The organism is Metallosphaera sp. D4-4, assembly GCF_046245145.1.
Classification (GTDB): Archaea; Thermoproteota; Thermoprotei_A; order Sulfolobales; family Sulfolobaceae; genus Metallosphaera; species Metallosphaera sedula.
On sequence record NZ_CP176412.1, the window covers coordinates 758,505 to 778,817 of the forward strand.

At 46.2% G+C, this 20,313-nt stretch carries 25 protein-coding genes; 14 read left to right on the forward strand and 11 right to left on the reverse strand.

Translation table 11 applies throughout. The features are described from left to right. Nucleotides 1–4 precede the first annotated feature (4 nt). Nucleotides 5–1,852 (reverse strand): glycoside hydrolase family 15 protein, encoded by a 1,848-nt coding sequence (locus ACI49J_RS04325; RefSeq protein ID WP_240252889.1) that lies wholly within the window; start codon nucleotides 1,850–1,852, stop codon nucleotides 5–7. 1 nt (nucleotide 1,853) lies between these two features. Continuing rightward, entirely contained in the window at nucleotides 1,854–3,098 is a 1,245-nt protein-coding gene (locus ACI49J_RS04330; protein WP_240252891.1) for an NDP-sugar synthase, read from the reverse strand. A 34-nt stretch (nucleotides 3,099–3,132) separates the two neighbouring features. Between ACI49J_RS04330 and ACI49J_RS04335 the strand changes: the two genes are divergently transcribed. From ACI49J_RS04335 to ACI49J_RS04370, 8 genes are read left to right on the forward strand one after another with little or no spacing between them, the layout of a single operon-like run. After that, a complete protein-coding gene (locus ACI49J_RS04335) occupies nucleotides 3,133–4,467 on the forward strand; it encodes a glycoside hydrolase family 57 protein (protein ID WP_240252893.1) in 1,335 nt (444 codons plus the stop codon). Beyond that, a complete protein-coding gene (locus tag ACI49J_RS04340) occupies nucleotides 4,464–6,158 on the forward strand; it encodes a glycosyltransferase (RefSeq protein WP_240252895.1) in 1,695 nt (564 codons plus the stop codon). Before ACI49J_RS04335 ends, ACI49J_RS04340 begins: the two co-directional genes overlap by 4 nt. A 9-nt stretch (nucleotides 6,159–6,167) precedes the next feature. Beyond that, complete coding sequence (locus tag ACI49J_RS04345; protein WP_012021361.1) at nucleotides 6,168–6,374, forward strand: MoaD/ThiS family protein; 207 nt, start codon at nucleotides 6,168–6,170, stop codon at nucleotides 6,372–6,374. Then, nucleotides 6,295–6,999, forward strand: coding sequence for a hypothetical protein (locus ACI49J_RS04350; RefSeq protein ID WP_318551983.1), 705 nt, complete (start codon nucleotides 6,295–6,297; stop codon nucleotides 6,997–6,999). The genes ACI49J_RS04345 and ACI49J_RS04350 overlap by 80 nt, the downstream gene beginning before the upstream one ends. After that, entirely contained in the window at nucleotides 6,996–8,102 is a 1,107-nt protein-coding gene (locus ACI49J_RS04355) for an FAD-dependent oxidoreductase (RefSeq protein ID WP_240252899.1), read from the forward strand. The genes ACI49J_RS04350 and ACI49J_RS04355 overlap by 4 nt, the downstream gene beginning before the upstream one ends. A 43-nt stretch (nucleotides 8,103–8,145) precedes the next feature. Then, nucleotides 8,146–8,655: a DUF1955 domain-containing protein gene (locus ACI49J_RS04360; protein WP_240252907.1), complete on the forward strand. Its 510-nt coding sequence runs from the start codon at nucleotides 8,146–8,148 to the stop codon at nucleotides 8,653–8,655. Continuing rightward, on the forward strand, nucleotides 8,652–9,989 hold the full coding sequence (pyk, locus tag ACI49J_RS04365) for a pyruvate kinase (protein ID WP_240252909.1): 1,338 nt from the start codon (nucleotides 8,652–8,654) through the stop codon (nucleotides 9,987–9,989). Before ACI49J_RS04360 ends, pyk begins: the two co-directional genes overlap by 4 nt. A 53-nt stretch (nucleotides 9,990–10,042) precedes the next feature. Beyond that, entirely contained in the window at nucleotides 10,043–10,504 is a 462-nt protein-coding gene (locus ACI49J_RS04370; protein WP_240252910.1) for a GNAT family N-acetyltransferase, read from the forward strand. Between the two features lie 32 nt (nucleotides 10,505–10,536). Here the strand turns inward: ACI49J_RS04370 and ACI49J_RS04375 are convergent, their stop codons facing one another. Beyond that, nucleotides 10,537–10,887: a transcriptional regulator gene (locus ACI49J_RS04375; protein ID WP_240252911.1), complete on the reverse strand. Its 351-nt coding sequence runs from the start codon at nucleotides 10,885–10,887 to the stop codon at nucleotides 10,537–10,539. A gap of 283 nt (nucleotides 10,888–11,170) precedes the next feature. Between ACI49J_RS04375 and ACI49J_RS04380 the strand changes: the two genes are divergently transcribed. From ACI49J_RS04380 to ACI49J_RS04390, 3 genes are read left to right on the forward strand one after another with little or no spacing between them, the layout of a single operon-like run. Beyond that, a complete protein-coding gene (locus ACI49J_RS04380; protein WP_240252912.1) occupies nucleotides 11,171–11,644 on the forward strand; it encodes a hypothetical protein in 474 nt (157 codons plus the stop codon). Further along, nucleotides 11,641–11,949, forward strand: a complete 309-nt coding sequence (locus ACI49J_RS04385; protein ID WP_012021353.1) for a hypothetical protein — start codon at nucleotides 11,641–11,643, stop codon at nucleotides 11,947–11,949. The genes ACI49J_RS04380 and ACI49J_RS04385 overlap by 4 nt, the downstream gene beginning before the upstream one ends. Beyond that, a complete protein-coding gene (locus tag ACI49J_RS04390) occupies nucleotides 11,946–12,245 on the forward strand; it encodes a hypothetical protein (protein ID WP_240252913.1) in 300 nt (99 codons plus the stop codon). The genes ACI49J_RS04385 and ACI49J_RS04390 overlap by 4 nt, the downstream gene beginning before the upstream one ends. Here ACI49J_RS04390 and ACI49J_RS04395 read toward each other — a convergent pair. The 3 genes from ACI49J_RS04395 to ACI49J_RS04405 all read right to left on the reverse strand — a co-directional run bounded on the left by ACI49J_RS04395 (nucleotide 12,242) and on the right by ACI49J_RS04405 (nucleotide 14,131). Then, nucleotides 12,242–12,922 carry a creatininase family protein gene (locus ACI49J_RS04395; protein WP_240252914.1) on the reverse strand — a complete coding sequence of 227 codons (681 nt, stop codon included), beginning with the start codon at nucleotides 12,920–12,922 and terminating at the stop codon, nucleotides 12,242–12,244. The genes ACI49J_RS04390 and ACI49J_RS04395 overlap by 4 nt on opposite strands. 142 nt (nucleotides 12,923–13,064) lie before the next feature. Beyond that, nucleotides 13,065–13,532: a hypothetical protein gene (locus ACI49J_RS04400; RefSeq protein WP_240252915.1), complete on the reverse strand. Its 468-nt coding sequence runs from the start codon at nucleotides 13,530–13,532 to the stop codon at nucleotides 13,065–13,067. Next, nucleotides 13,529–14,131, reverse strand: coding sequence for a hypothetical protein (locus tag ACI49J_RS04405; protein ID WP_240252916.1), 603 nt, complete (start codon nucleotides 14,129–14,131; stop codon nucleotides 13,529–13,531). Before ACI49J_RS04405 ends, ACI49J_RS04400 begins: the two co-directional genes overlap by 4 nt. An 85-nt stretch (nucleotides 14,132–14,216) precedes the next feature. On the opposite strand from ACI49J_RS04405, the gene ACI49J_RS04410 reads away from it, so the two are divergent. Then, nucleotides 14,217–14,597, forward strand: a complete 381-nt coding sequence (locus ACI49J_RS04410; RefSeq protein ID WP_240252918.1) for a RidA family protein — start codon at nucleotides 14,217–14,219, stop codon at nucleotides 14,595–14,597. On the opposite strand, the gene ACI49J_RS04415 is transcribed toward ACI49J_RS04410, so the two are convergent. The 3 genes from ACI49J_RS04415 to ACI49J_RS04425 form a co-directional block, all read right to left on the reverse strand. Then, nucleotides 14,594–14,773, reverse strand: a complete 180-nt coding sequence (locus ACI49J_RS04415; RefSeq protein ID WP_012021347.1) for a hypothetical protein — start codon at nucleotides 14,771–14,773, stop codon at nucleotides 14,594–14,596. The two genes, ACI49J_RS04410 and ACI49J_RS04415, sit on opposite strands and share 4 nt — an antisense overlap. 39 nt (nucleotides 14,774–14,812) lie before the next feature. Beyond that, complete coding sequence (locus ACI49J_RS04420; protein ID WP_240252920.1) at nucleotides 14,813–15,541, reverse strand: P-loop NTPase; 729 nt, start codon at nucleotides 15,539–15,541, stop codon at nucleotides 14,813–14,815. Between the two features lie 189 nt (nucleotides 15,542–15,730). Continuing rightward, nucleotides 15,731–16,735, reverse strand: a complete 1,005-nt coding sequence (locus ACI49J_RS04425; RefSeq protein ID WP_240252921.1) for a pyridoxal-phosphate dependent enzyme — start codon at nucleotides 16,733–16,735, stop codon at nucleotides 15,731–15,733. 170 nt (nucleotides 16,736–16,905) lie between these two features. On the opposite strand from ACI49J_RS04425, the gene ACI49J_RS04430 reads away from it, so the two are divergent. Further along, a complete protein-coding gene (locus ACI49J_RS04430; protein WP_240252923.1) occupies nucleotides 16,906–18,888 on the forward strand; it encodes an acetate--CoA ligase family protein in 1,983 nt (660 codons plus the stop codon). On the opposite strand, the gene ACI49J_RS04435 is transcribed toward ACI49J_RS04430, so the two are convergent. Beyond that, nucleotides 18,889–19,209: a transcriptional regulator gene (locus tag ACI49J_RS04435; RefSeq protein ID WP_012021343.1), complete on the reverse strand. Its 321-nt coding sequence runs from the start codon at nucleotides 19,207–19,209 to the stop codon at nucleotides 18,889–18,891. Between the two features lie 362 nt (nucleotides 19,210–19,571). Between ACI49J_RS04435 and ACI49J_RS04440 the strand changes: the two genes are divergently transcribed. After that, nucleotides 19,572–19,949 (forward strand): MarR family transcriptional regulator, encoded by a 378-nt coding sequence (locus ACI49J_RS04440; protein ID WP_409366466.1) that lies wholly within the window; start codon nucleotides 19,572–19,574, stop codon nucleotides 19,947–19,949. Here the strand turns inward: ACI49J_RS04440 and ACI49J_RS04445 are convergent. Continuing rightward, nucleotides 19,942–20,283 carry a hypothetical protein gene (locus tag ACI49J_RS04445; protein WP_048060096.1) on the reverse strand — a complete coding sequence of 114 codons (342 nt, stop codon included), beginning with the start codon at nucleotides 20,281–20,283 and terminating at the stop codon, nucleotides 19,942–19,944. The two genes, ACI49J_RS04440 and ACI49J_RS04445, sit on opposite strands and share 8 nt — an antisense overlap. Between the last annotated feature and the right edge of the window lie 30 nt (nucleotides 20,284–20,313).

Genomic DNA, 20,313 nt, shown 5'->3' on the forward strand with positions numbered 1-20,313 from the left:
GCGGTTAGTATTTGCCGTGGTATTTATTTAATGTAATTATTAGTTCCGCGTGTGACCACACAAGGGGGATGACGGAGGTAGACACCCACGTCTCTGGGTCAACCTGTTCAGGAAGGAAACCAGAGGGGGTTGCCCTCTTCATAACCCAGGTCAGGAGATCCTTGGCCTTATCCAGCCTGGAAGTATCTATCATGTATTGAGCAACCCACAGGGTTGTGATTATCCAGGGATTGGGCTGAGCCTTTCTTCTCTGGTACATGTCGTTCTCGTATCTCGCGATTCCACCGTTTATCATTAACCTCTGTTCTATGGCCTCCATGGTGGAGATCATAATGGGATGATTTGGTTCCACCATCCCAAAGTAGTACGGGGCATACATGCTTGCGTCCACAACCTGATCGGGCTGATAGTTCTCGTCTAGCCTCCTGATGAATCTCCTCCCGTTTGTCAGCCTGGAAAGGGCCTGTTCCTTCATGGTCTTGGCCACGTCTAGGGCGTCCTCTGAAAGGCTTTCGTCTCCCATTCCCTTGGCAAGTTCTGCTCCCATGACTAGTCCTCCATACACCGTTGACACGGTGTAGAGGTGAATTCCATACCTCTCCTCCCACAGATCAAAGCTCGGTTTTGGAAGTCCGTCCTCGGTGTACCTCATCATGAACTGTAGAGCTGGTTTCACAAACTTCCTGTAAATCTCTGTGAGTTCGTCCAAGTCCTTATACCTCCTGTAATGACTTCCTATGGCCCAGACCTCGAGAGCAGTTTCGTCCTCCTGTATTGGCAGGATCCTCTTCCCGTTATAGAGCCAGGGGTGCCACGAGCTCGCAAGCGTCCTGTTGGGGTTGTACTTGTGGTGTAGATAACCCTCGGGATTTGCAATCTCCTTCACAAAGTTGAAGTGCCTCATGGCCAGTTCTCCATATCCTGCAACATCCAGCGAGTGCGCAGCTATGGCCCCGTCTCTAGGCCAGAAGTATTGATAGGAGTCCCCATAGATGTTCACAAAGGAGAAATCTGAGGAGGCTATGATCGATCCATTCATGTCCATGTGATTCTTCACGGTCAGGAGACTAACATTATATATCCAGCTCTCGTGATCAGATGTCCAGCTACCCTTAGATAGCCAGCTCTTCCAGAACTGGAACACTGAGACGAAGTTGCTCTCTATCTTGGCTGGGTTCGCCTCACCGAGAAGTCTCCTCAACTCCTCGAGGTTCCTCGCCGCCCCTATTACGTAATAGGCCTTCACGAAGGATTTACTCCTGAGGTTTAGTTCCACCCCCACCGCGGACTTCACGTCTCCGTGAGAGATCGGACTACCATCCAATCTCCCGTCCTTTATATCCTCCAAGGGATCGCCCTTGGTTGCGGAGAACTCCATGTTGTTCATTTCAGTGGACATGAGCTTGATTCCTAGGTACCTCTTGGACTTGTAGTGAATCATGGACCAGGTAACAGGGTCCAGAAGCGCTGTATCCCCAAAGGGATTGGAATAAATGTTCAGGTCGTGAACGAAGAAGAGCTTGAGTTTTCCCTCAACGTCCCTGGATAACACCTTTATTATGGAATTCATCACAGGTTCATTCACGTCGACGAAGTTGTAGGAAGTTATTTCAAGTCCTGGGTTATCTAGGGTCCACTTGACCTCCACGAGATTGGTTCCATCCTCGTACGAGACCTCTGTCTTCCACGACTCATCCAGATAGACGTTCTTCCCATCCCAGAGCGCAACCCTTATGGGAATACCAGACGTCTGGTTCTCCATTCCTATATAGGGGTAATAGAGGTCAATAATCCTCCCGTGGTCATCAAAGTTCACTAGCATTTTTCCGTTTCCAATGCTGGCAAGTCTCATGTTAAGTCAGTACAGTATCGTGTATTTTACTATTCGCGTTAATAACTTTGTGCGGATATATCTTCGAGTTCACTATTTCAGTGTCAGCATCTATCACCACATCGTCACCTATGACGCTCCCAATTATCCTAGCCCCTCCCCTAATTTCCACATGTCTAGCTATGACCGAGTTCTCTATCACGACGCCTTCGCCAATGAATGCCCTGTCCATGATGGAGCTCCTCACAACCCTGACGTTATTCTTGAGGATGGAGAAGTTGTCAATCGTGGAGTTCTCCAGGTAAACATTGTTCCCGATCTGGCAGTGCCTTCCTATGAGCACGCTCCCCTCTATTTTCATCCTACCCTTTCTATACTTCATGGCTATCACGTTTCTCCTCCTTATGGAGTCAGGGCTAGTTCCCTGGACAAATATCCTCTTGGACTGATCTATCCTCTTCCCGCCCATTTCGTGTTCGTCCAGGCTTTCCAGAAGTACCCTCATGGCTTCCAAGTACCTCTCAGGAGTCCCGACGTCAAACCAGAGGGAGTCAGTAACGTAACCGTAAACTGGGTAGCCTTTCTGGATTAGGTAAGGAATTATATCCTTCCCAAAGTCCATCTTTCCCTCCTCTCTCATGGCCGAAACCTCATCACTCGCGAAGATATCCCTTATCTTAGGAGACAGGACGTAGACTCCCGTGTTGATCAGGTTAGATGGAGCCTCTCCTTCCTTGGGCTTCTCAACGAACCTCTTTATTTTCAAGTCCTCTCCCAGTTCTGCGACCCCGAATTCTCTCACGTCGTGCCATTTCTTGAGCACGATAGTCATTATCGCTCCCTTTGATAGGTGATAGTCCACTAGCTTCTTTAGGTCCAGCTTGATCAGGTTATCTCCCTGGATCACTAGCGTGATGTCATCTATCCTGTAATAGTCCATGTTGATCCTTACGGAGTCCGCGTTACCAACGCTGTCAACCCTAGGTTGATACTTGAAATGCACCCTTGGTTTAATCCTATACCTCGCTGAAAATCCTATACCCTCCTTGAAGGTGTCAAAGAGCGACTTGTAATTAACGTATCCCTTAACGCCAAAAATGAACTCCTTTACTCCCTGCTTTGCGAGCTCAAGAATCGGAAACTCGAGGAGGGGTCTATTCAGAAGCCTCACGGTCGCCTTCGAGGTTTCCACGGTTAAAGGGCGCATTCTCGTTGCTTCTCCCCCAATGGGAATGATAACCTTTATATCCTCAGGAGACCATTGCATGTCTTTTATTTATCAGATCTCACTTAAGTGTATTATGACTAGCAAGGTAATAATGGGCTTTGAGGTTCATCAACCCTTCAGAATCAGGAAAGACGCCTTCTGGAATCCTAGGTTTAAGGGATCCCCGCAGGAAAGATACTTCGACGATAAACTAAACAGGGAAATATTTGAGCGCGTGAGGGCCAAGTGCTACATTCCAGCAACCAACATCATCCTTGAGGAGATCGAGGCGGGAGAGGATGAGGGAAGAGAGATCAAGTTCTTCTTCTCCGTGTCTGGGACCCTGCTGGAACAGGCTGAGAGATGGGGAAGGGATTTTCTAGATTTACTCCAATTGCTCTCGAGTACGCGAAAGGTCGAGTTCCTGGCTCAGACCTACTATCACTCCGTCACCTCGCTGTGGGAGGATAGGACAGAGTGGAGGGAACAGGTAAAGCTTCACGTTGAAACAGTTAAGTCACTCTTAGGTCAGACCCCAGTTACGTTCGAGAATACCGAGCTACTCACTAGTCCCGTGATAGTGGAGGAGGCAGAGAACATGGGTTTCAAGGGCATTATGATGGAGGGAAAGGACTCCGTGTTGAGGGGGAGATCACCAAACTTCGTCTACAGGAGAAAGGGAGGTAAAATCTCGATCTTACCCAGAAACTTCACCTTGAGCGATGACGTTGCATTCAGGTTCTCCAATCCCAACTGGGACCAGTATCCCTTAACCGCGGAGAAGTACTCCTCGTGGGTTAAGGCTTCCCCCGGTCAGGTAGTCACTATTTTCGTGGACTATGAGACATTTGGGGAACATCACTGGAAGGAGAGTGGAATCCTGGAGTTCCTAAGATGGTTGCCCAGGGAGCTCAACAGGGAGGGAGTGGAAATGGTCCTACCAAGGGAGGTCGAGGGTAGTCCCTACTATGACCTTGAGGTTAGCGGAATATCCTCATGGGCAGATATCAGAAAGGATCATACAAGTTGGTTGGGTAACATAATGCAGTGGGCCTACGACGAGGCAGTTAGGAGATCTGAGATGACCTCGAAGGAGCTAGGAGGCGACTTTCTAAGGGCGTGGAGATACTTCACCACGAGTGATAACTACTACTACTTGTTCACTGAGGGTGGTGGCCCAGGGGAGGTCCACTCGTATTTCAACGCATATAATTCCCCGATAGATGCCTTCCTAAATGAGTTCTATGCCATTAACTCCTTTCTTCACGATGAACTTGAAAACCTAGGAATCAAGAATGAGCCCTTCTTCTTCTACAAGGATGGGAAGAGAGTTGGGGTAGCTTGGGATGAGAACCAGTTCATGGAAATAGTGAGGCGCGACGAATCACTTAAGGATCACCTGAAGTACTTGAGGGAGTGGTTGCAATGAGAAGAATTGAGTCTTTCTGGATCCCCGAATCCGTGGATAGCGTCTGGATGATTTCGTTTGAGTTCAGGGGGATAACTAGTTCTGGAGGGCTTGGTTCAGCGGTCTACGCCTTGAGCACGTCTCTAGTTAAGATGGGTAAAAAGGTCACTGTAATAATGCCGAGCCACGGAAGACATCTGGACGGTATCTATAGGAGTAAACTGAAGCTTCAGGAGATTCCCACCTCGGTCATGGGGAACAGGAAGGGAATGGATGGTGGAAATTACCCATTCAGGCTGGGGTTTGAAAGGGGAGAGATTGAGGGTGTCGAGTTAATCCTGGTGAAGGGATTAGACTACGACACAGGAAAGGTGATAGACTCCTGGGGAGTTTACGATCACGCCATGGAGAAGTCAGCCCTCCTGACTAGGGGGATCGAGCATTTAGTCTCTACCTTAAGCCTTGAGAATATTCCTTCCATTATCCATGCCCACGACTGGCATGCCGTTCTCCCTGGGGTGAGGGCCAAGATGAGCTTAGAGGAGAGGAGAGTAATAGTTCCCCTGGTGTACACTGTTCATCTGCTGAACAAGGTTGGTGCACCATGGCACTTTGCCTCGGAGGATTGGGCAGGACTTGAGAACTACGCCCACTACGTTTGGATGGTCTCTAAACACGTGCTCAATAGTACCAGGAGTCTGTGGGACTCATGCGATGGAAAGATTGAGAGGTTCGGGTTTTATGAGGCTGACCTGATCACAACCGTGAGTAAAAACTACCTCTTCAATGACGTTCTTCCATTCTCGGGAAGCTTCGCTGAAAATAAGTCGTGCGTAATATATAACGGGACAGACTGGGATGTGAACCAGGTTAAAGCTTACGCTAACTCAGTGATGGGGACAGATAATAGGGCGAGTGTAAGGGAGAAGCTATTTGCATCACTATCAGGGAATAGGTATGTCCCATCCGACTACACCACTGGAAGCGTGTTGTGGGCCAATAGGCACAGACTTGGTATAAGGGATGACTGGAGTTATGAGCCACTTCAAAAGGGTCAGTTAGTTCTTTTCGCTGGAAGGTTGGTTTACCAGAAGGGGATAGACCTTCTACTCAGGGCATTTAGGGGAGTAGTTGACAGGATCCCAGACGCTCGCCTAGTGGTAATAGGAATTCCATCAGATGACTATGGTCTTCTACAGGACATAGTGGACAGGGCATCAGAGCTCAAGGATAACGTGAGGATTCTTGCAGTTAGCACCATGGACCAGAACATGTTTAAGCTGTGGCACTATTCAGCCTCAGTTATGGCCATGCCCTCGAGATGGGAGCCCTTTGGAATCACGGCCATAGAGTCCATGGCTTTGGGTACGCCACTTGTGGCTTCGGCCGTAGGAGGGCTTATCGAGATCGTTGACGACGTGAGAGCTGATCAAAACGGAAATGGGTTCCTCACTGAAAGGGAAAATATAGACTCCCTAAGGTCAAGTCTCACGGAGGCTCTTCTGCTATCCAAGGCGAGCGAAAGTGGAGATAAGGAGTTACTCAATCAAGTATCTTCTAGTATCAAGGAGAAATCCTGGGATAAGGTAAGGGAGAACGCCATAAGGAAAGTGGATACAACCTTCAGGTGGAACGCCATCACCAATCAAGCTCTTGAGTGCTATTCCAGGGCACTTGTCATGGCTAAATATAGGGGCTCAGCCTACCTTTAGGCGAGAGAGATGAAGGTGACCGTGTACTTACCTAGGGAAAAGAGGGAGAAGGAAGTGGAACTGAACCCCAATTCCACTGTGAGGGATCTGGTGAGGAAGCTAGGGTTAACGGTACAGGGTTCAGTCGTGTTAAGGGATGGAGTTCCTCTCCTTGAGGACGAGAGGATCAAGGAAGGCGAGAAACTTACCGTCGTGCAGACTGCTTCAGGTGGTTGAACTGAATCCAAGGAATCTTAAGAGTCTGAACCCAGAGGTCAGGGAATCTGAATGGAGGAAAGTGGAAGAGGTCCTTAAGGAGGAGCCCAAGAGGCTTCAGGATATCAGGTTCTACCTTCGTTCCCTCCTCTGGAGCAGGGTTCAGGGAGTGAGGGAAGAAGCCTGGAGACACCTCCACGTGTATAAGGAACTTGGGATTACGGGACTTGAAAAGGCATTTTCCTCCAAGTCTGACAGGATAAAGTTAACGGCATGGCAACATGTGCAGGAGGTGATGGAGCTTGGCCTGCTCTCCAGGGAGGAGATCGTTGGACTCAGGCAACATTTCTGGAGAATGTTAAGGAGCTATTATCCCACAGTGAGGAAGAAGGCATGGAAACTCCTTCCCACCCTTGTGAAGCTGGGTATAGTAGGTCCTAGAGATAGGGAGAGGCTGGTGGAGTTCCTGAGGAATAAGAAGCCTAACATAAGGTTAATGGCCTGGAACCTCGCGAAGTTTCTTGTTAATGAGGGGGTGCTCACGCGGGACGACCTTGAGCAAAATCTTATTTATTTGAAAGAGCTCACAGAACGCAACTCTACAGTTTCATTGAGGGCTAGGAAGATCCTGGAGGAGATGAAATGAAGGTAGGAATTGTGGGTGGCGGTATTGTTGGGTTAATGTCAGCCTATTTTCTAGCTAAGGAGGGAGTCTCCGTCACGGTGTATGATCCTGCTCCTGGTAAGTACTCTATTCATGCCGCGGGATTGATAGAGCCATACCGTTTTGACAGGATTAACACAACCTCCATGATAGCGAAGATGTTACGTTTCATGAGGAGGGGGGTCACAGAGGTAAGGCAACTTAATAAAATGTGGGTAGTCGAGCTTCTTTCCTCACTAAACAAGTCACCCCCTCAGGAGGCATGGGAACTAATGAGGGAAATGGCGAGACTATCCCTGGACACTTACGCCCAAATGTCAGAGGAAAGAAACGATTTCGATTATCATAACGACGGTCTTCTAGAGGTTTATACAAGTGAGGAAGAGCTGGAGAAGGGAGAGAAGGAGGAGAAACAGAGTCCCTTTTCGCCCAAGTTCGAGGTGACCGAAGTTCCAGGGTTTGCTGGAGGAATATTCTTTCCAGAGCTGAGCCGAATCGCAACCGAGAAGTTCGTGAAAAGGATAACACGAGAGCTAATTCAGATGAGGGTCAATTTTCAGGGAATGGAGGCTCAACCCAATCTTAAGGGCTACACCTTGAACGGTGAGAAATTCGATGTTATAATCCTGGCTAACGGAGTGTGGATCACCAAGTTCTTGAAGTTGCCAATTACCGCGTTTAAGGGCTATGGGGCATGGGTTAAGGGCAGTTCAAAGATAAAGAACGCGTTCGTAACCGTGGATGAAGGCGTTGCGGTCTCCCCGTTATCTGACCACGTCAAGATTACAGGTGGATTCTCAGCTGATTACGGAAGTGAATGGAGGACAGACATCCTGTCTAAGGTCACAAGCCTTGTAAAGGTGGAGGAGGTAATAGAGAGGAACATGGGTTTCAGACCTTGCTCGCCGGACGGTTTTCCTATCATGGGCAGGCTGAATAATGTTGTGGTTGCAACTGGCGCATGCAGGTTAGGGTGGAGTTATGCCCCAGCTATGGGCTATTACGCCAGCGAACTGGCGCTAGGGAAGAGGAGCACCCTCGGATATGTTTCAAGGTACGTTGACAGGTTACGCTCTAGTGGGTAAGATCCTGGTATAACCATTTAAGCCTTGGCGAAACATATTACTCATGGTAACCGAGAGTAGGGAACTTGTTAAATCTCTCATGGAAGCAAAGGAAAGTATTATCTCAGGAGATGTGAAGCGAGGAGTTGAAATAATCGAAAAGACCGTGAACTCCTCCAACATCAAGGAGGCAAATTGGGTAATCTGTAACGTGATTGATGCAGCGGACTGTGCATACGTGGTGGAGACGCTAAACGCCATAGGTAAGATATTTGATGTGACCGCCTGTGGCAATCTGAAGAGAGTGATCTCCTGTTTCATGAGGGCTGGTAAGGACTCTGAGTTCGTTGACTTGGCCCTTTCGGCCCTAGTGCAGAAAAGAAGGGAGGATCAGCTGGACAAGATCTTGGCAGAGGCTGGTGAGATTCCTGCTCCACTCCTTCTCAAGTTGGCCTCTGCATACGGGAAGATCGGGAATAGGAAAAAGGAACAGGAACTGTTGAAGCAAGCGTGCGAAAAGGGACTTAAGGAGGCTTGCAGAGATATTAACCAGATTTTCCCAAGAATAACATGACTCGAAGGACGAAAATTGTCGTCACACTAGGTCCTTCCACTGAGGGTTTGATCCCTAAGCTTAAGGATAAGGTGGACATTTTTAGAGTTAACTTGGCACACGGGGATTACGACTCCCATGCCAGGTACTTTGAACTTTTGAGGTCTGGGGCTCCCGATTCCTCCATTCTTGCTGATCTTCCAGGTCCTAAGCTGAGGGTAGGGGATATAGGAAAAATGGAGCTTACAATGGGCGAGGAGGTTCTCTTCTCTCCCGACGAAGGGATAGTGGTTCAAGAACCGCTGTTCTATAGGAGCGTAAAACCGGGCTCAATCATTCTTCTGGCAGATGGTCTCATAAAGATAAGGATCAAGGAGGTTTCTGGAGACCAGGTAAGGGGGATAGTGTTAACTCCAGGGACTCTCACCTCCAGGAAAGGAATTAACATCCCCGACATGGCCCTTGATTCTGGACTTACCGAAAATGACTTTAAGCTAATGGAGGAGGCCCTATCCCTAGGAGCAGATTACGTAGGACTCTCATTCGTGCTTAGTGAAAATGACGTGATGAAGGCCAAGGAAAAGATACAGGGAAGAGCGTGGATTATCTCTAAGATCGAGAAAGGTCAAGCTGTACAGAGGCTCTTCAGGATTGTGGAGGAAAGCGACGGAGTTATGGTGGCTCGAGGAGATCTAGGGGTCGAGATTGGTTTGGAAAATCTGCCATATGTTCAACGCAAGATTATAAGGATATCAAAACAACTGGGAAAACCGGTCATTCTTGCCACCCAGGTACTAGAGTCCATGGTAAGCAACCCTTTACCTTCCAGGGCAGAAGTAATTGACATCGCCAACTCGGTGTACCAGGGTGTGGACGCCATAATGCTCAGCGACGAAACTGCCGTTGGCAAGTATCCCGTTGAGGCAGTCCAATATCTAGATCAAATAATTTCCTCATCAGAGGACAAGGTTAAACCCCTAAGTCCATCACCCATGAGGAGTCCAGACGACGCAGTTGCCTATGCTTCCTCGTCGCTATCAGAGCTCTCCAAGTCCCACGTAATAGTGGTTCACAGCAGGAGTGGTCTCTCAGCCATAAGGGTTTCAAGGCTTAGGCCTAAGGCCATGATTCTAGCCTTCACTCCAGATATCAAGGTAGCCAGAAGGCTCAAGATATGTTGGGGAGTCACTCCCATATCCTTAGAGGAGGGTGCCAGCGACCTCAATGATCTAGTCTCTATCCTCGAAAGGAAATGTAGGGAACTGGGAGTTAAGGGTAATGTGGTCATTGTAGCAGGGGATCCTAAGATGGAGTCAGGTAGGACCAACCTGCTGAAGCTTCACTCGATCGACTAATGTCTATGAGGGAAATGGCAAGGGTTTAAATTCTAGAATAGAAACATAAACTTATGTCGGAGAGTATAAGCTTGCCCTTGACCATCAGGGAGGCAACTAGAGGCGATATAGAGGGGATTTACAGGTTATATCAGTCACTGACTCCTGAGGATCTTTACATGCGCTTTTTCTCGTTCCATAGGGTATCTCACGAGGAGATAGAGCAACTCTTCAGTAGACAGGATCACATCACCTTGCTGGCAGAGATTGATGGAGAAATAGTCGGCGAGGCCACTCTCTACGATGATGGTGAGTTCTCAGTTGCGGTGAAACCCAATCAGAGGAGAGGAGGAATAGGAACTGAATTGGTTGCAGAACTCATAAGGAGGGCGAAAAAGATGGGTATAAGTAAGGTCAAGTTTTACACCCTTCCAGAGAATTACCCGATGATAAGGATAGGCAAGAAACTAGGATTTAAGCTGGAGTACGACGAGGATCAGGTCAAGGGAGTCTTAGAACTAGGTCAAGGGTCTTAAACCAGTCCTTTTAAGTCTTAGCCCCGCCAGGTTTACCAGTCATAGGGGCAGGAGTAATCCATAATTCCCAACTTCTTCCTGGCTAAGCTACATAGGGGGCAAATATTTACCTGATCCGCCTCATGAAGCCTGCTTGTGTAATGCCTTATCATTTCCATGAATTCCTCGTCATTCTCGAGGATTGTCTTGTACTCTCCCTCGGCCCTTTTTCCCTTTAGATAATAGCTTACCTCAGCCGGAGTGAGACCTAAAAGGGAAGCAGCATGTGATTGAGATTCTCCCTGCTTAACTAACTCCTTTACTAGAAGCGCTTTTATTGCTGGTATCACATCTCTCATAGCAGTTTCACAGGGTATCACAAGTTTCCTCGACTCGCTTTTCATTAAGTAATAATCCCTTTAACACACTTTAAAGTTTAGAGCAACTAGAAATTCCTAGGAGAGACATAATTCCTGAGGTATGGGAAGAAAGAAGATGACATGATAAAATGCTGACTGCGAAGCGATCTTCCCTAGATTTTGAGACCTAAATGCTGGATCTATAATCCTTTAATTGTTGAGCCCATATTATTTAAAAAAGATTTATCTCTTTTAAGAGAAGAACGAAATATCTTTTGATTTGAAGGAAAAATTTTTATAGATTTTTAAAGGATTATACACGATACATATGGCTCAAAATCCAGATCCTAGATTTAATTATTTTAGATATGCGACAATTGTATCATACTTCTTCTCGTCTGTGGCTGCAGTCGTTTTCATGACATTGGCAATAATCCGTTCTACATTCGAGGCAGCCTATGTATACGACGTTTCTGGCTCCTTCGAGGTACCAAATATTGCACTGCTTGCATTGGAGGTAGGGACTCCCATATTTTCGGTGATGTTTGACGCCGTAGTGATACTAGGAATTCAACTCATGCTTAACAGGATTTACGTGATGAACGTTGTTAAGTCGGTTTTGGTTATTGTTCTCATGGGAGTAATATTCGGTTCAGTCCTAGGGCATAAGCCAGCTAATCCCTTCGACGCCGCAACAGAGATACCTTTCGTGGGAAGTGGTGTAGTTGCGATGGTTTTCAACGGAGTTGCAATAGTCACGTCTTTAGGAATGAGAAGTATAGAGAGGAAGATGTATGGATGATCATTAAACCTTCCATACAGTGGGCCTCCGTGTCATCTCTCACCGCTCCTTACATTTACTGGAGGGATGTGATAGTAATTCTGGAAAATCCTACCAAGGTTTTCGTGGTTGATGCGTGGAGGGATCAACTGGGAAGATACAAACCCCCGTCACAGTTGTCTATCTTTAGATATTCGTATAGAATTGGCCAGGTTGATGAGGAGAACACAAAGTACCTTGAGTGTATTGCTAATACTCTTCAGACCAAGTTAAGGCCTTTGATTCAACGAAAGTATGATTGTAAGGACGTGGTGGTTATGTTATGATAGATATTGAGGATTTTTTGAGGTGTATGGGAAAGGTTGTAGAAATCAGAAGAGTAACTGACTTAGAGTGGACCTTTAAGCTTAGAGATGCTATCATGTTATCTGGAATTCTAAGGGTTAATCCTGGAATAGTTACAGATATAGAATTTAGATTTAGAAGTCCAGATGGAATTGGCAAAATAAAGATAACTAAGGGGACGATTCTAGAGGCGAGTTATGAGGGAATCCTTTCGCTTCAACTCAGGCCTAGGGTTAGGGACTGTTCCAAGATCCTCGTGGGAAGAGAGACACCCTAGGTTATCACAGATCTAAATTCCTTAACCCTGTTCATGACGAAGTTAACCATCTCCTTGAATACCCTTTCACCCAGTTCCTTGCTCGGCTCTACCTTCTCAGCCACAATTCCGTTACTCCCTCCCTTCTCAGAGGTGATGAGAGTGAAGGTGAACGGAGAGAAACTCACGCTGGACGGTATCCTGTCCAATCTCACCAGTTCAGGTCTTAGATACAACAGAAGGGAAGTTTCAACGGTCCCAGCATGAAGGTCCCTATATTGGGAGAAGACCTCTATTTCATGAAGATCAACTAACATAACCTTGGGCCGAGACCGCGTGAAGTTAACTCTTCTCGTGGCAACCTTCAAGAGGTCAGTATTTCCTCCATGACCGTTAACAAGGACGAGACCCTTTATGTTGAGTTTCACAGATGATTCAAGGATATCTCTCATCATGTTCAGAAAATTTACGTCTTCAATGGACACGTGCGGTAGGTCCCCATGTTCCACGGAACAACCATAATACATTACAGGAAAGAGTAAGAGCCCCTCGATCTGAGCCACCTTCTCCGCGACAGCCTCAGCTATTATGGAGTCCGTACCCAAGGGGAGATGTGGGCCGTGTTGCTCTATACTTCCCACAGGAATAACCCCTATGGGCGAGAGTAGCTCATCCTTTGTAAGTTCCAGGATCCTCATGGATCCATATGAGGTAAAGAGAAATATTTGATTATCACTATCGTGAATGATGATGAGCTTCCAGGCTCAGTGAACGGTGATGTTCAGGTTGCAAGAGCTGAGATGTTTTACACGCTTACCTGTCTAGTCAAAGTATGAGTCCCTACGGGCTTTCAACTAACTTTCGTATCATCTCCTTGGCGTCTCCCCTTGTCTCTATATATATTAGTTTCTCATACCTAATCCCAAATCCGTATGCGTCCATCTCAAACTTGTACCCAACACAGTTTTCGCAATAACCCCTTACCACCTTTACGAACTCGAGATTGCTCACACTAAACCTAACTTTCCCAAGAGTTTCAATCTCCCTTGGCTCTGTGGCGTAACTAAGCCTTTCTAGGAACTCATGTATTGTCGCCCTGACCAGCCTGTCGCTCTCAACTCCGTGATCCCTAAGGAGTGCTGGTAGCTCCCAGTCTCGCCTCGTCATCTCGCTTATCTTAGCTAGCTCCTCCTTCAGTACTGGTTCCTCAAACTGCTTAAGGCACTCCCTCTTCACCTTGTCCACGAACTCCTTGTCCCCAATCCAGGAAAGGAAATATGCTTTTCCAATCTCCTCTATGCAATTCAAGGTCTTATCACCACAGCCATCATTTTCCATTCCTGATCTCTATACAGGTAGGTGAGTATGGCGAAATTATCCGGATATCTCACCTTCTCCACCTGCACCATATCTCTCCTTAGATTCCTGTGGAGCCATGCCTGGGACCATCTATATGACCCCCTGGCATTAAGGAAGAGTAATCCTTTTCCGCCTAGGAACGAAATGAGTTTCGGATACTTGCTCACGTCTATCACTGCATCGGGAGAAAATCCTAGGTATTTGACCTGCCTCAGTGGAATAATATCAAGAAACTTTACCTCAAATTTCTTCTCCAGGAGAGCATATGCCATGGTCTCTCCCAACGACGCTGATATGTCACCGGAGTAGTATTTTCCTCCCCATCTCCGCTCATCCAAGTGTCCCAAGACCCCCGTCACGAGTTTACTGGAGAGTAGGGAGGCCATCATTATCTTTCCAGGGTCTAGCTCAACTATTTCACTTGGCATGTTCTGAACTAGCGTGTCAGTCAATGCCGAGGATATAACATCTAGATCTCCATCACTATCTTTGTTTGAGTGAGGAATGGCGTCAGAGGGAAGATCAACCCATGATATTTTCAATTGCACATGATATGATTTGGAAGCCATTTTTAAGTTATAGATTGGGAAAGTGAGAGGGAAGCCATTTTAATTCCAGCGTAGATCATACCCCATGAAGGAAATAATCTACTCGGAAAACTCTCCCAAGCCCATAGGTCCCTACTCCCAGGCCGTGTTGGTTGATAAGATACTTTTCGTTTCTGGTCAAATACCACTAGACCCAAAGACTAATGAGTTGGTGAAGGGAGGAATAGAGGAGCAGACTAAACAGGTAATGGAAAACCTAAAGGGAATCCTCTCGTCTGCTGGGATGACGCTCGACAATGTAACCATGAGCTTCGTTTACCTCAGGAACCTCCAGGACTTTCCCAAGTTCAATGAGGTCTACGCTAAATACTTCAAGGAAAAACCTCCCGCAAGGGTAACAGTGCAAGTTGGGGATTTACCAAGAGGATCTTTGGTAGAAATAGCGGTTATAGCTTACAAGTTTTAAGAAAAAACTTTCTTTAGTAGCTGTTCCATATGGGGACAATTGACGTCAAATAGTTCATGATTCCCGTGTTCTATGCAGGAGCCCGCTACGGGCTTACCCTCTAAGAACACGATCGATGCCTCATCGTCCTCCACTATGGAGTAGGCTATGCCTTCAAAGACTTTTCTGTATAGCATTTGCTATCACTTAAAACATATAGTATCAATTAGACCATTTTAAGCCTTTCTACCAAGCTGAGTCCTCTCCTCCTCAGTAACTAGTTCAAGTTGAATTGTATTTTTAGTAAGTTCAACTAGTTTTTCGATGCCTGGAAGGTATGAGTCAACCTGGAGTCCACTGTAAAACATCTCCCTATGGAACGGGATTACTACTTTTCTCTCAACTGGTACATCCTCGACCTCTCCCTTGACCATGTTTATGACAAGAGCGGTCAACCTGAAGTAACGAGTATCTGGAACCCATTCTCTCAATAGACCAGGAACTTCGTTCATATGCTTGAGGGTAAGTCTAAGGGCGACACCTGGAGTTGTGACGAAAATACTGTTACAATGGGCCTCTCCAGTAGCAAGTCTGTAAGCTTTGTACTCAATCTCGCATAGTTCATCAAGGTTAGGAGGGTTATCCGTAATGAGAACGTCACTGTCTTTCAGGATATCCCTGTATATGGGCGCCAATTCTTCGGGAGAAGGCATTCTTCTAGGGAAGAACCTCACCATACTTACAACTTGCAAGTTTCCATCTCTAGCAAGGAAGTTACCCTCTTTATCTTCACTTAAAGCGTTAATCAGACCATTGTTAAGTCCATAAAGTCTGCCAATCGTATTTGTGTTGTCCCTGTCCACCAGGGTTACCCTGTAAGTTTCAGCTAGCTTCTTTGCAAGGAGGAGCGAAATGGTGGACTTGCCAACCCCGCCCTTGAATCCTAAAACTGAAAATCTAATCATCTAGACCAACCAAATCTCTTTTCTATCTTATTATGATCATTTTCCCAGATTAAAAGATCATGTTATGATTAACAGTGTTGAACTTTATGTAAAGAGTATAAAGGAGATATAGATTACATCTAAGAATTTTATTTAAATAAAATAAAGCTAGTTATATTATTTTCTAAATTATTTTCATGGTTATCATTTCTATAAAGTCTTAAGTCCATTTCCCGTTAGCACTATAACCGGATCTGACACCTCGTATTTTCTTGCCCCGGCTAACGCCACCGCAGAGCTATACTCGGCAAGTATCCCTTTCCTGGAAAGATATTTCCAAGAGCCTATAATCTCATTTTCACTAACAACTACGCAGTCACCTGTCTCTTGAAGAACCCTAATCATTTCATCTATGAGTACGGGATTCGTTGAAACTAGCGCGTCAGCTATAGAGGTGACCCTACTTGGCGGTCTATATTCTATTCCACGGAACTTGGAGCATACTGGACTCACTTGTTCCGTTTGAACTGCAACTAACTTAGGCATCTTATCTAGGATTCCCTCGCTGACCATGTGTCTAAATCCTTCATAAACTCCTAGGAGTAGAGTACCTGCTGACGTGGGCAAAAATACTTCTCCTGGGGATTTCCATCCATGATCCCTCGCTATCTCGTAGGCTAAGGACCTTATTCCGTCCCTAAACTCAGGTTGAAGGACGTGGGACGCATAATAGGCTCCAGAGTTCTCTGCAGCCCGTGATACGTCATCTCTTGTGCCTTCCACCCTGACAACTTCAGCCCCATAAGACTCAATCTGTTTTAGTTTCCCTCCCCTTGCAGTTGAGGGAACAAAGACCTTCACCTTCATCCCAGCCATAGCTCCGTAGGCAGCTATAGAGGCGCCTGCATTACCAGATGAGTCCTCAGAGATCTCCCTTATCCCAAGCTGAGAAAGGTGAGAAATTAGGGTTACCGATCCTCTATCCTTGTATGAACCGGTGGGATTAAGGAAATCCAGCTTATATGTAAAGCCTTCAACCCTAATAGAGGGGGTGTTCCATTCACCTAGGGAAATCCATCTCTTAACGTAAGGGAAGTTTTCCCTCAGGTCTTTAGAAAATGGGGTATCCACCTCTACCTTGAAGACTCCACCGCATTTGCACCTAACCTCTACGCCTTCCCTCTCCCTTCCACATTTTATGCATTTAACCCTCATGAGGTGATGTTGAACTCCTGTGTTTTAACCTTCACGGGGGTTGAGGGAGCGGAAGTCCCCATCTGCGAGGGTGGGGATGCTCCGTCCGTAAGGGCGGAGTAGTTCACGGACTTCTAGTGACATGATACGATCACCATTTCTATTATTAACCATGAGGCTCAATTTCTGGTATGTCGCTAGATTACCTCTTTAGGCCTAGAACCATAGCGGTCGTAGGAGCTTCACGCAACAGGGAGAAAGTTGGAAACGTGATTTTTAGAAACGTCGCATCTACTTTTCGCGGTAAGGTTTATCCTGTCAACAATAAATCAGAAACCATCGAGGGTGTCCAATCTTATAAGTCCTTGAAGGATATACAAGACGACGTTGATCTTGCCATCATTTCTGTGCCAAGGGAGTCAGTTCCAGGGGTTATGGAAGAGGCTGGTGAGAAAGGCGTAAGGTCGGCCATAGTTATCACCTCCGGCTTTAGGGAGGTAGGAGAGGAAGGAGAAAAGCTAGAGAGGGAAGTCGCATCAATTGCTAACAAGTATGGGATAAGGTTTCTTGGGCCAAATACCATGGGTCTTCTAACTCCTGATTATAACGGTACCTTCGCCTTCGCAGACGTTAAACGTGGAGAAATTGCCCTCGTGGTACAGAGCGGTGGAATAGGTGCTTACATGCTTAACTGGGCTCAGAAATCTAGGACAGGTGTAAGTTTTCTCGTTAGTCTAGGAAACCAGACTGACGTGAAGGAGTACGAGGTTATAGATTATTTAGCGAAGGATCCTGAAACTAAGGCAATCTTTGTGTACATTGAGGGAGTATCTGACGGAGAGAAGTTTCTCAACGTGGTTCCAGAGGCCACATCCAGGAAACCGGTCATCTTCATCAAAGGAGGTGCCTCGGCCCAGAGCGCAGAGGCCGTAAAGACCCACACTGGGAGTCTAGCAGGATCTTACGAGGTTTTTAAGGCAGCCATAAAGACAGTGGGAGGAATCTTTGTTGAGAACCTTAAGGATTTCTTAAACCTATCAAAACTTGTTAACTCCTCGGAACCTATCAGGGAAGAGATCCTGGTGGTGACCAACTCAGGAGGTCACGGTGTGCTGACCTCAGATGCCATAAGTAGGGCTGGACTATCCCTCGTGAAGATTCCTGAAAGGCTAAACATGGAACTCAGAAAGGTTCTTCCACCCCAAAGCATACCGAAGAATCCCCTTGACCTATCCGGAGATGCAGGAAGAGACAGGTATCTAAATTCGCTCAAGATAGTATCAGACCTAGATTGCACCAAACTAGTAATTGTGGAGTCCTTGCCATTCATAAGCTGTACGGAGGTGGCAAAGGTCCTGCTCAACTTCAAAGGAAAAGGAATCATAGGTGTAACAATGGGATATGACGAAGACTCAGCCTCGAGAATTCTTGAATCAGCCTCGATCCCCGTCTTCACGTTCCCTGAGGAGGCCGTGAACGCGATAAGCAAGCTAGTGAAGAGACCTTCACCAAGAAGAAAGGTTAGGGTTACCCAACCCATTGACAGCGCACGGGAACTAAGCAAGGGTAAAAGTTTCTTGGCAGATTATGAGGGGCTTAAGCTCATGGAACTCTATGGAATAAGGACGCCAAGATGGGGGATTGCTAACACGCTGGAGGAGGCGCAAAGGCTAGCGGATTCTATTGGTTACCCTGTGGTCATGAAAATCTCCACAGATCAGCCGGTACACAAGACCGAGCTCAAGGGGGTTTACATGAACGTGGAAAGAGACATGGTTAAGGAGAAGTTTGATCTCCTCTCCAAGATTTCCAAGAGGGTAATGATTCAGGAACAGCTAACAGGTCTGGAGGCCTATGTGGGTGGAATCAGGGATCCGGTGTTTGGTCACACAGTCCTGGTCGGCGTGGGAGGAATATATGTAGAGGTCCTGAAAAGTGTCAGCTATGGCATTGCCCCAGTGTACGAGGATGAGGCTCTGGAAATGTTAAGGGAAAGCAAGCTCCTGGACATGATTAGGGCAAGAAAGAGGGGTTATGACGAGGGTTCTGTGATAAGAACGGTCTCCAATATATCGAGGCTCATCTTGGATCTAAATGTGAAGGAGATGGACATAAATCCTCTAATGGTCAATGAGAAGGGAGCCTTTGCGGTTGACGTTAGGGTAACGTTTTAGTTAGATCATACAGGGAGGTAACCCGAAAACCTCCCTAGACTTGGAACAGAGGAGACAGAAGGTGGTCTCTTCTACCCTCTCGCCTGAAATGATTCTGCTCACAACCCCATCTATCATGTCCGAGATGTCAGGGTTGCCTAGGAGGGATTTGAGCTTGGACTCATCCTTCACCCTTTTCTCATATGAGGTTGCAGATAAGCCTATGAGCTTAGCAGCCCTTTTCACAGGAACCTTCCTTTCAACCAATCTCCTCATAATAGCAACTCTGAGGTACGGGACCACAGTGTTAAACGCTTGCTCGCACGGGGTTTCCCATTTCATAATATCAAATCTCTTTCAGGGGAGTTATACATTTGGTATATGATACCCAGATTCGTTGTATTAACCCTGTTAAATATCCCTTCTCATATCCTGAAAATATATGATTCGACACGTGCCAAATAGGAAAATCCTAGTTGCGTACCAGCACAATATGCAAAAAGAAATCCTAAAACAATGACAAAACTAGGCCTTCCCTTTCCTCTATCTAGCTCGACTTTAACAACCTTTACCACTTTTGTTCAGGAGTTCAAACAAAGATGTACATTTTTATATATAAGTGTATACTTTCATATTGTTCTGAACATTAACATATATACATTTTTTTAATCAAGTTATCCCATATGGAGTTTAGTGAGAAAGAAATGAACAAGATGACAAATAAGATAAGATTCCCTGATGGAAGGGAAGTTGATATACAGGACGTCATAGGATTCCTCTACGGTCTTTCAAGGAGTGACGTTGAAGTATTGCATGTCCTGACTTGCAAAGGAGAGAAAATGTCCACTGAGGATTTGGCTGAGGCTTTAAAGGTAACTAAGGCCTCCATAAGCAAGTCAATCAATAATTTGCTTTACAAGGGATTGATAAACAGGGAGAAAGTTACAGAAGACGAGAAGAGAAAGGGAAGGCCAGCATACATGTACTGGGTCAACAAGGAAGAATTATATGAAAGGGTAATAGCTGACATGATAAGCCTAGCAAACACGATGAAAACGACTTTAAGGCACACGTTCAGCTAGCAGTGGTACCAGCCTGAGATTTAGTTTCTGAGCTCTTTTCCTCAGCCTTCCCTTCCTTGCTTTCTTGTTTAGCTTGTTTCTCTTCCTTCTTTTCTTGACTTTCTTTCTTAGGCTTTACTATCCTATTTCTCCTTATTTCAAATTGATAGGAAATTCCCTGACTCTTGTACTCCGCCGTGATCTTATCTTTATCTTCGCTCCATTTAACCTCGGCACCAGTCAGCGACCTGATATAGTCCTTGGCGAACTTAAGATGTCTATATTTTCGTTTAAATGTAGTTATCTTCCCATTAATCTCAAGTTTTCCCTCTAGCTCATATTTTACGACTTTCATGGATTCAGTTTATTGTCACAAACATTAAAA